5 protein-coding genes are annotated in these 9,498 nt (G+C 71.0%); 3 read left to right on the forward strand and 2 right to left on the reverse strand.

Annotated features, from left to right (window positions below; all coding sequences use genetic code 11):
* Nucleotides 1-531 (forward strand): ATP-binding protein (locus tag E0D90_RS19620; RefSeq protein ID WP_307721158.1); only part of this gene is annotated, 531 nt, incomplete at its 5' end.
* Between the two features lie 137 nt (nt 532-668).
* Nucleotides 669-2,261: a hypothetical protein gene (locus tag E0D90_RS19625; RefSeq protein ID WP_130799452.1), complete on the forward strand. Its 1,593-nt coding sequence runs from the start codon at nt 669-671 to the stop codon at nt 2,259-2,261.
* A 48-nt stretch (nt 2,262-2,309) separates the two neighbouring features.
* Here E0D90_RS19625 and E0D90_RS27975 read toward each other — a convergent pair whose 3' ends face one another.
* Together E0D90_RS27975 and E0D90_RS19630 are read right to left on the reverse strand one after the other, a co-directional pair.
* Nucleotides 2,310-3,140 carry a phospholipase D-like domain-containing protein gene (locus E0D90_RS27975; protein WP_227870340.1) on the reverse strand — a complete coding sequence of 277 codons (831 nt, stop codon included), beginning with the start codon at nt 3,138-3,140 and terminating at the stop codon, nt 2,310-2,312.
* A 12-nt stretch (nt 3,141-3,152) separates the two neighbouring features.
* Nucleotides 3,153-5,603 carry a DEAD/DEAH box helicase gene (locus E0D90_RS19630; protein ID WP_227870341.1) on the reverse strand — a complete coding sequence of 817 codons (2,451 nt, stop codon included), beginning with the start codon at nt 5,601-5,603 and terminating at the stop codon, nt 3,153-3,155.
* A gap of 287 nt (nt 5,604-5,890) precedes the next feature.
* On the opposite strand from E0D90_RS19630, the gene E0D90_RS19635 reads away from it, so the two are divergent.
* Nucleotides 5,891-9,498 (forward strand): DUF6079 family protein (locus E0D90_RS19635; protein WP_130799453.1); only part of this gene is annotated, 3,608 nt, incomplete at its 3' end.

Here is a 9,498-nt window from a genome sequence, read left to right on the forward strand (position 1 = left end):
ACCTTCGCCCGCACGTTCACCCCCGGGAGCCCCTCCGCCGCGGGGCGGCCGCGACTCTTCGCCCAGCGCTTCTCCGCCACCCGGCGCGGCGCACGCCTCGCCCGGTTGCTCGCCACCCATCGCCTTGGGGAGTGGGGGTACCGGCGCGGCAGCGAGGTGGCCGACACCGTCGTCCTGGTGGTCGGTGAACTCGCGGCCAACGCCGCCCTCCACGGCTGCGTGCCGGGGCGGGACTTCCGGCTGTCGCTGGCGCACGACGACAGCCGGGGCGTCGTCCGCGTCGAGGTGAGTGACACCCACCGCGCGATGCCTGCGCGGACTGTTCCCAGCCCCGACGACAGCAGCGGTCGCGGCCTGCTCCTCGTGGAGGCGCTCGCCACCGCCTGGGGCGTCCGCGACCGCATCGGCCCCGGCAAGACCGTCTGGGCCGAGTGCGCCGCCGATCCGGGGGACGCCGCTGCGGCGGGCTCCCCCTCGGCTACCGCGGAGAGCCGCCCCCGAACCGGCATCCCCTGCGACCCGGGTCGGTAGCGCCGGACGCGCCGTCGTGCAGAAGACGGTGTTCGCCAGCGGGGGACGCACGGCCGCACTACAGTCGCCCGCAGCGAGGCGCTCGCATCCGTCGGGCGGTCCGCCGGTAGCGGAGCGCCCGGGGGGAGGGGCCTGTCATGCAGGCGCTGTACACCGTGAACTTCGACATCCGGCCGTCGGATGAGCACCCCGAGGAAGAGTCGCAGGAGGTGTACCGACGTCTCACCGGCCATCTCGCGGACTGGTTGAGTGCCCGCGGCAGCCTGCCGGGCCCTTCCGTGGAGGAGCTGAAGCAGGATGGCGAGCGGGTGCTCCCCGGCCGGTTGGCCGCCCACGGTGACCGGCAGGCGAGCTGGGCCGTGGCGGGTGACGGGGACACCCACGCGCTGCGGCTGACACTGCTGCAGCCTCTCCCGGACAGCCCAGCGCAGTTCGTCACCCGTGTCACCGTGTCGCGCTCGGGCGCAGCCTGCCTCCTGCGAGTCGTCATGGGCCGAACGATCCCCGACGGGTGGATCGCTCCCGTCCAGGACCCCAAGCTGCGCCGCCCCCAGCTGTTGCGGCAGGTGCTCAAGGACCCGTTCCTCAACGTTCGCGTGCTGGGACAGGTTGCGACCGGGCGCTACGAGAAGGTCCGGGACGAGAGGAGTGCGACAGTGCTTCTCGACGCTCTTTCTCTGAGCGAGCGGCTGCCCATTCTGTTGGCGCAGCCCCGGGACCAGGAAGCCTGGAAGATGGCGGAGGACGCTTCCGCTCAACTCTCCGGGCTGGCGCAGGTGGTGACGCTCAACTACCTGACATCGCAGGTGGTCAGGAAGCGGTACCCGCACCTGGTCGTTCCCAGCGGCGGTGCTCGGCTCGTCTGGCCCGATCTGCTGCTGCACCATCCCACGCACTCCCGCAAGGAGATCTGCCGGCCCGGGTTCGTCACCGAGGTGCTCATGCCGCGGCTGGCCCAGCTCTCCGTCATCGCTCGGGGAAGCGACATCGCCTGGGACCAGGCCAGGCAGGCGGCTTCCCGCGCGGGAGCCCGTAGGGCGGACGAGCGCATCACTCGAGCCCGGGTCGACGGCGACACCGCCGGTGAGCTCGCCGCGCTTCGGGACAAGGTGCGAAAGCTCGTTGATGAGAACGCCGGGTTGAGTGACCTGGCGCAGAGCTTCTCCGACGAGCGTGACACCGCCCGAGCCGAAGCTGCCGAAGCCGTGGTGCTGCGGCAGGACCGCGACTACTGGCAGAGCCAGTACCAGAAGCAGTTCGTCGAGGCGGACACGGCCGCCGCCGTGGACGCCTGGAGTGACGTGCCGATCCTCGGGCCGGACCCGGGCCCCACCTTTGCGTCCCTGGAGACTGCGGCGGAAGGGCACATCGTGTTCACTGCGGGGGCTGTGAGGACCTGGAAGGACGCACGCTACCCGTATCCCGAGGAGATGACGGAGACGCTGACAGCCCTCGCCCAGGCCGCGATGGAGCTGTACGGCTCGTCCGGAAATAAGCCGCGACTGGACCAATGGTTCCGGCATCACGGTCTACGCTTCGCGCCCAGCGACGACAAGCTGAAGAAGAACAAGGAGAAGCGTTACTTCGAGTTCGAGGGGGAGCGCAGAGACGGGCTGCCGCACATCAAGGTCCGGGACGCCGTTTCCCCCAACGAGGTCGGCCGCATCTACTTCGCCCTCGACTCGGCCAAGCAGCGGTTCGTCGTCCACCACGTGGGACTGCACCTCTGACGGCGTGGCGGCTTCCGTCCGGTGCCCGCGCCCCGGACGGCAGTGGTGTCAGCGGCGGGCGGCCCCGAGGCGGATGTCCTGGTTCCACGCGTTGCTGCGGCCGTTCCGACCCGCCTTGCAGGCCGTGTCGTAGCAGCGCCAGAACCAGATGCCGTTGGTGCGGCGACGCAGCTCGATGCTGTCGCGGTCACCGCACCGGCCGCACTGCGGCGGGCCGGCGAACAGGTCGGCGTGCTCGTGTTCCAGCAGCTTCCGCGCGAAGTGGCCGCCGCGCATCGTCACCATGACCTCGCGCGTCCACCGCTGGGACAAGGTGTTGAGGCTGCCGAGCATCACCGTCTTCTCGTCAATCACCACGATCTTCTGGTGCATGTAGTTGACGGGCACCACGGTGTGGGCGACGGCTCTCAACTCCGCGATGAGCTTCTGGTTCTTCGGGCGGCCCTGCAGCTTGTCGGTGTCGTCGCGGATGAAGACCGTGACACGCACGCCGCGGTCCGAGGCTTCTCGGAGCAGGGGGAGGATGGTGCGCACCCGTTGGGCCACCCACGGTGCCCACAGCCAGATCGACGAGCGTGCAGTGCGGAGCTCGTGGTGGAACGCCTCGTAGAACGTCGTCTCGTCGTGGACCGCTGCCACCTCGACATGCCGCGACAGCACGTCGGCGAGAGCGCTGCCGAAGACGCCGAGCCGGCGGTCGTCCGCCGCCGGCGGGCTGATCAGCTGCGCGCCGGGCACGCAGCGGACACCGGGGGAGCCGAGCAGTCCGCCCAGGTGGGCGAGGGCGGTGTCGCTCTTCGCGTTCCGGATGCGCTCGCGGCTCCCGATGACGTACAGCCGGGTCTGGGCGCGCGTGACGGCGACGTTGAACAGCCGCAACCCGTCGCGGGCCTAGTCCGTGGCGCCGCGCCCGCCGTGGGCCTGTGACATCCACAGCTCCCTGCCGCCCTTGCCCTCCACGGTGTCGAAGACGACGACTGGGAATTCTCGGCCCTGGAAACGATGGGCGGTGCCCACCTCGGCCACCGGGCCATCGCCGCTCTCGATGTCCCGCAGGGCCTCCAGGGTCGCCGCCGCCTGGACCCCGTACGGGGTGACGACGCCCGCGGACTCTCCCCGGTCGCCGTGGTACTCGACCAGTGCCCTGGCTATCAGCGGCCCGGCCGGCCACCAGCCGCTCCGCCGTGCCGTCAGATGCGGCAGGGCCAGTTCGTGCAGGCCGTCGGTGTCGATCAGCACGATCTCGGGGTCGTCGGCCGGGCGGGGCGCAGCTGTCTGCCGTCCGCCCCGCAGCATGCCGCCGTAGGCGAGCGAGTTGGCCAACCGCATGGCCGCCGGCCCGAAGCGGTGCTGCTCGGTGAGGCTGACACAGGCCGGGTGGCGCTCGGCGTCCGCGGGGTCCTCGATGCCGCAGTGCTGGAAGACGTCCGGCAGCAGCCAGCGCTTGACGTCCGGCCGATCGAGATCCTTCAACCGGCCCTCCAGCACAGGGCCCAGCTGCATGAAGTCACCGAGGAGCACCGCAGTGCGAGTCGCCTTCCCCGTCGCGAGCAGGACCTCGGGAAGTGTCGCAGCGCCCGCCTCGTCCACCAGCACCACGTCGTACGGGCCCTCGAAGACCGCCTTGTTGGTGCGGAACCGGGCGAGCGTCGTCGCCACCAGGCGCGCGTCCTTGATGATCTCGCCCTGTGCGTTGCGTGCGAGCCGTTCGTACTCCTCCTGGAGCAGCTGGAACCGCGCCTCCAGTTCGGAGCGGACGGCGGCCTCGGCCGCGACACGGGGGCGGAGCTCCTCGGCGCGGGCGTGGCGCTCGGGCCAGTCGTGCTCGTCCGCCCGCGCGACGATCTCCGCCGCATCCAGGGCGTCGATGACGGCCTGCTCCAGGCGGGTCGCCCTCTCCCTGCAGGCGGATTCACGCTGCCGGGCGGCGGCGTGCGCGCCCTGTGCCGCGGTGAGCGCGGCCTCCAGCGCGGTGATCCGCTCCGGCGCGTGGGCGATGGAGGCAGCCAGACGCGTCAGCTCCCGCTCCAGCAGGGCCACATGTGACACGGCCGTGGCGCGGGCCATCTGCGCGGCGTGCGCTGCACGGTCCACGTGCTGCTCGGCATCGGTGATCCGCTCCTGGAGCTCCTGCCGCTGCTGTTTGGAGCGCCAGCGGCGGACGGCGCGTTGCGTCTCGAACTCGCGCAGTTGGCCCCGCAGCTGCGCGAGGCGCTCCTCGGCGAGCAGCCTCTCGGCCTCCTTGCGGTCGGCGGCGGCGCGGACGTCGGACTGCTCCGCGCGCAGCGCCGCCACCTTCGCCCACTGCCTGCGGGATTCCGCAGCGAGCTGTTGCTGCTCGTGCGCCATGGCCGCCTGCTGTTGGGCGGCCTCACGTTCGGACACCGCCTCTGCCAGCTCGGCCCCTGCCTGCTCCGCGCGGCTCCGGGCTGCGATCGGGTCGTCGCCGGTGCTGAGGAGGTGCCATTCGGCCCGCGCGTAGGCGGCGGGATCGAAGTGGACGAGGGAGGCGTCGAGCGCAGCGAGCTCCGCCGCCTGCGCCGCTGCATCCCGCAGCCGGGTCTCGACCTCGCGGCTGCGATCGGCCGTCGCCGTCAACCGCTTCCGTACCAAGAGCGAGAGGGAGACGTTCGGGTCCTCCGCGATCGCCCGCAGCTGCGGCGGGCCGACACGGACGACGTCCCCGGTGCCGTGCCGGTTCTCCCGCACCACGCCGAGCAGCGCGTTGTCGACGGCGATGTTGGTGGCCGACACCAGGAGCACCCGGTCGCCGCGCGCGATCAGGTCGCCGATGGCGCGCTTGAGCACCGTCGTCTTCCCGGTGCCCGGCGGCCCCCACACCAGATGGACCCCCTCGCCCAGGCAGGCGCGGTAGGCGTCGCCCTGAGCCGGATGGAAGCCCGGCGGATCCGGATCGGGGGAGAGTGCGCCACCGATCGTCCCCATGGCCAGCGCGCTGGCCAGCGGCGCCTCCCCGAGGCCGGCGAATCCGTCGCGCAGGGCCTCCACGAGAAACGTCGGCGGCTGCTTGAGCAGCCACAGGTGCGCCTCCGGGACGTCGGCGAACTCGGCGACCCGGACCGTGAGGAGTGAGCCGTTCTGAACGACCTCCGACACGGCGAAGCCCTGGCGCTCGGCGCTGCCGACCTCGGGGCCGGCCAGCCGCAGCGCATCCAACTGGTCCGCGCCGATGTCGCTGCCCCGCAGGTCCACCGCGTACCGGCCGGCCTCGCCGGTGCGCACCGCCCGCCCAACGCGCTGCCAGCGCGGCTGCCTCCCCGCCCCGCCGGTGAGCTTCACCAGCTCACCCAGCGCCGTCACCAGCTCCTCGCGCCATCCCACCGCGAACGCCCCCGCTCAGTCGTCGCGAACCCGGCCGCTCCCGGCCTCCCCGCCCCTCCGGGCCTGTCGCGGCACCGGCACGCCCCACCGTCGGCCGGATTCGGCGACACCCTACCCAGTGAGCACACGTCGTGACACCACACGTACCGAGCGGAACGAGAGATTCCGCGGGAGTGCGGCGGCGAGCGTCGGTGCCACCTGGCAGGATTGGGCGTCGAACAGAGCGCGAGACCCAGCCGTGCCCCGTCCCAGCCGTACTGCGAGCCCGAGAGAAGGACCACCGCCTGATGCCCAAGAGCGCGCCCCTGGTGAAGGACGTCATCGACATCAAGGAGGACGTCCACGCGGGCGACTTCAAGGTCGAGCTCTCCCAGGGGTTCAGCGAGACCGACGCCCGGGTGCACGAGTACGTGGTCACCGAACAGCTCCAGGGGGCGTTCCGGCAGGCGCTCGACATCGTGGCGGGGTCCGTCAGATCCGGGAACTCCGAAGCCGCCTACCTGCACGGCTCCTTCGGCTCCGGAAAGAGCCACTTCCTGACCGTGCTGCACGCGGTTCTCAACAACCACGCCTCGGTCGCGACGAAGCCGCGGCTGGCCGAGGTCGTCGCCCCCCACGCCGAGTGGCTGCGGCGCAGCCGCTTTCTCATGGTGCCCTACCACCTCGTGGGCTCCGCCGACCTCGACTCCGCGCTGCTCGGCGGCTACGTCCACACCGTGCGGACCCTCCATCCGGATCAGCCGCTCCCGGCGGTCTTCCGGGCGGACTCGCTGCTCGCCGACGCCCGCCGTCAGCGAGAGTTCCTCGGGGACGACGCACGGTTCCTGGCCTGGCTCGGCCCCGGAGCGGCAGCCCTCACCCCCGGGGCCTCCGGCGCGGTCGCGGACGACCCCGACGACCTGCCCATGCTGGGCGGCGACGCCGAGGCGATGCCCAGCCAGGAGTGGAGCAGCGACGACTTCGACCGCGCGTTCGGTGCTCCCACTGGCGATCCCTACCGCGAACGGCTCGTCTCCGCCCTGCTCACCGGGCCGCTGGCCGCGTACGCCGAAGGCATGCGCGGTGAGGCGAGCGCCTACCTGCCGCTGGAGAACGGCCTGAAGGTCATCTCGCAGCACGCCCAGTCCCTCGGGTACACCGGCGTGGTTCTCTTCCTGGACGAGCTGGTGCTGTGGCTCCAGGCCAGAATGGGCGACCAGGACTTCGTCCGCGACCAGGTCCAGCGGCTGGTGAAGCTGATCGAGTCGGGGGACAGCGCCCGTCCCGTGCCGATCGTCTCCTTCATCTCCCGCCAGCGGGACCTCTCGCAGCTGATCGGCACGGATGTCGTCGGCGCCGACATCACCAACCTCGAGAGCCAGATCGAATACCTCGCCGAGCGCTTCAACGTCGTCGACCTGGAGGACAGCAACCTCGTCGAGATCATCAAGCACCGGGTGCTCGCCCCGAAGCCGGGCATGGAGTCGGTCCGCGACGACGCATTCAAGCTGATCGAGTCCTCCAACGACGAGGTGCGGCAGATCCTCCTCGACGGCCAGGGCCGCACCGAGGCCGACTGGGACGACTTCCGCGAGCTCTACCCGCTCTCGCCGGCGCTCCTCAACGTCCTGGTCGAGCTCTCGGGCGCACTTCAGCGCGAACGCACCGGACTGAAACTCGTCCAGGAGCTGCTGCGCCGACGCCGTGACGATCTCGCGTTCGGCGAGCTCATCCCGCTCGGTGACCTCTGGGACGTCATCGCCCATCGCTCCGGTGCCGCGTTCACCCCCCGGCTCCGCAAGGAAGCGGAGACCGCGGAACGCTTCCACGCCCGGGTCTGCGACGAACTGCTCCGGAAGTACGGGAGCAGCGACGACAAGCGGTTCCAGGCGGACGAGCGGCTGGTCAAGACGCTGCTGCTCGCCTCACTCGCACCGGGCGTCCACGCACTCACCCGGCTCACCGGCACCCGGCTCGCAGCCCTGAACCACGGGTCCATCCGCACCCGCGTCGGCGATGCCGGTTCCCTCGCGGTCAAGCGGCTGCGGGAGCTGCAGGTGCCCTTCGACGGTGAGCTGCGCAGCGAGGGCAGCACCGACCCCGTCTTCCACCTCCACCTCTCCGACATCGACATCGAGCCCCTCCTGGAAGAGGTGCAGGGGGTCGCCGACCAGCTCGGCACCCGGCGTATCTGGATCAGGGAGCAGCTCTGGCGGGAACTGGGCATCCAGGAGACCCAGCCGTTCGTCTGCCAGCGGGAGGTGGTGTGGCGCGGCAGCAAGCGCACCGTCGAGTTCGTCCTCGGCAACGTGCGGGACACGACCAACTTCGCCGACGCGCAGTTCGCGCCGCTGCAGGCCGACCACCTCCGCATCGTCTTCGACTACCCCTTCGACGAGGGTGACCACGGCCCCATCGACGACCTCCAGCGGGTCAAGCGCCTGCACGGAGCCGGGCGCGCCGAGCCCACATTGGTCTGGCTCCCCGACTTTCTCTCCGAGCAGAGCTCCCGGCAGCTCGGTCGCCTCCTGAAGATCAACTACCTCCTGGAACGCGACCGGCTCGACGAGCACACCTCCACCCGCCCGGAGGAGGAACGCGGGCAGATCCGCAGCCAGCTCAAGGCGTCCCGCGACAACCTGCGCGCTCACCTGACCGAAGTGCTCCGCAAGCTGTACGGCGTCACCAACGCGGCGATCGAGACCGAGACCGGGGCCACGGTGCCGGAGGGCCAGCACCTCGTCTCCCTGTTGCCGGGATTCGACCCGACCACGCCCGAGAGGTCGGTCGGGTTCGAGCACAACCTGCAGACGCTCACCGACGCCATGCTCGCTGCGCAGTACCCGAACCACCCCGACCTCGACCCCCGACTGACCCGCAAAGCCGTCACCCTGCGCGAGCTGAAGACCACCCTGGAATGGATCACCCGTGCGATGGAGGACGGCTCCCGCCGCGTCACCGTAGACAGTCACCACCTCCAGATCGTCAGGAAGATCGTGAACGGGCTGGGCCTCGGCGAGGTGCACGACGGCCCGCTGGTCCTCAGCAACGACTGGCGGCTCCGAATCAACAAGAAGGCGGCCGAGCACTCCGCCACCGGCGAGGACCTCGCCGTCGAGACGATCCGCGGCTGGATCGGCGAGCTCGGATACACCGGGCTCGACCGCGACGTGACCAGCCTGATCATCGCCACCTACGCCCTGCTCGACGACCGCACCTGGGTGTACCAGACCCAGGTGGTCACCACAGCACCCGAACTTGAACGCCTGGTCAACGGCTACGGGCTGCGCGCCGTCGCGCTGCCCGACGAGACCACCTTCACCACCGCACTCAGGCGCGCGGGAGCGATCTTCGGGCAGAGCGTGCCACCCGTGCTCTTCGCCCGGAACGTCTCGCGACTCACCGCCCTGGTCCGGGAGACCGCCGACACGCACCGCGGCGCGGTGAACGAGACGCGTACCCTGCTGCAGGAGAACGCGGCACGACTCGGCCTCGGCGGTTCGCACGGCGCGGACGCGCCACGACTGCGGTCCACCACCGCCGCAGCCGACCTGCTCGCCCGGCTGCGCCGCACCACTGAAGACACGCTCTTCCTCCAGGAACTGGCCGACGCCGCCTATGACATCGGCGACAGCGAGATCGGTACGGCCGTCAAGCAGGCGCCCGAACTCCTGCGCGTCCTTCGGCTCCACCAGGACGACGGCTGGCGCGACCTCGAAGCGGTCCGCGAGCTCACCGTCCGGGATGACAGCGTCGGCGACCGCGCCACGCTGCTGCTGGAGAACGTCCGCCGTGCCGCGAACGCCCACGAGGCGACCACCTCACTCGTCCCCGAGTTGGACGGGCTACGTGACGCAGCCGTCCTGCTGCTCCGGGAAGCCAGCCGTCTCAGCAACGCGAGCCGCCCGGTCGAACC

This window comes from Streptomyces otsuchiensis, assembly GCF_004305975.1.
Classification (GTDB): Bacteria; Actinomycetota; Actinomycetes; order Streptomycetales; family Streptomycetaceae; genus Streptomyces; species Streptomyces otsuchiensis.

Bases quoted from the DNA above. Each gene is read 5' to 3' on its own strand.
- E0D90_RS19625 (WP_130799452.1), top strand. From the start codon at position 669: ATGCAGGCGCTGTACACCGTGAACTTCGACATCCGGCCGTCGGATGAG.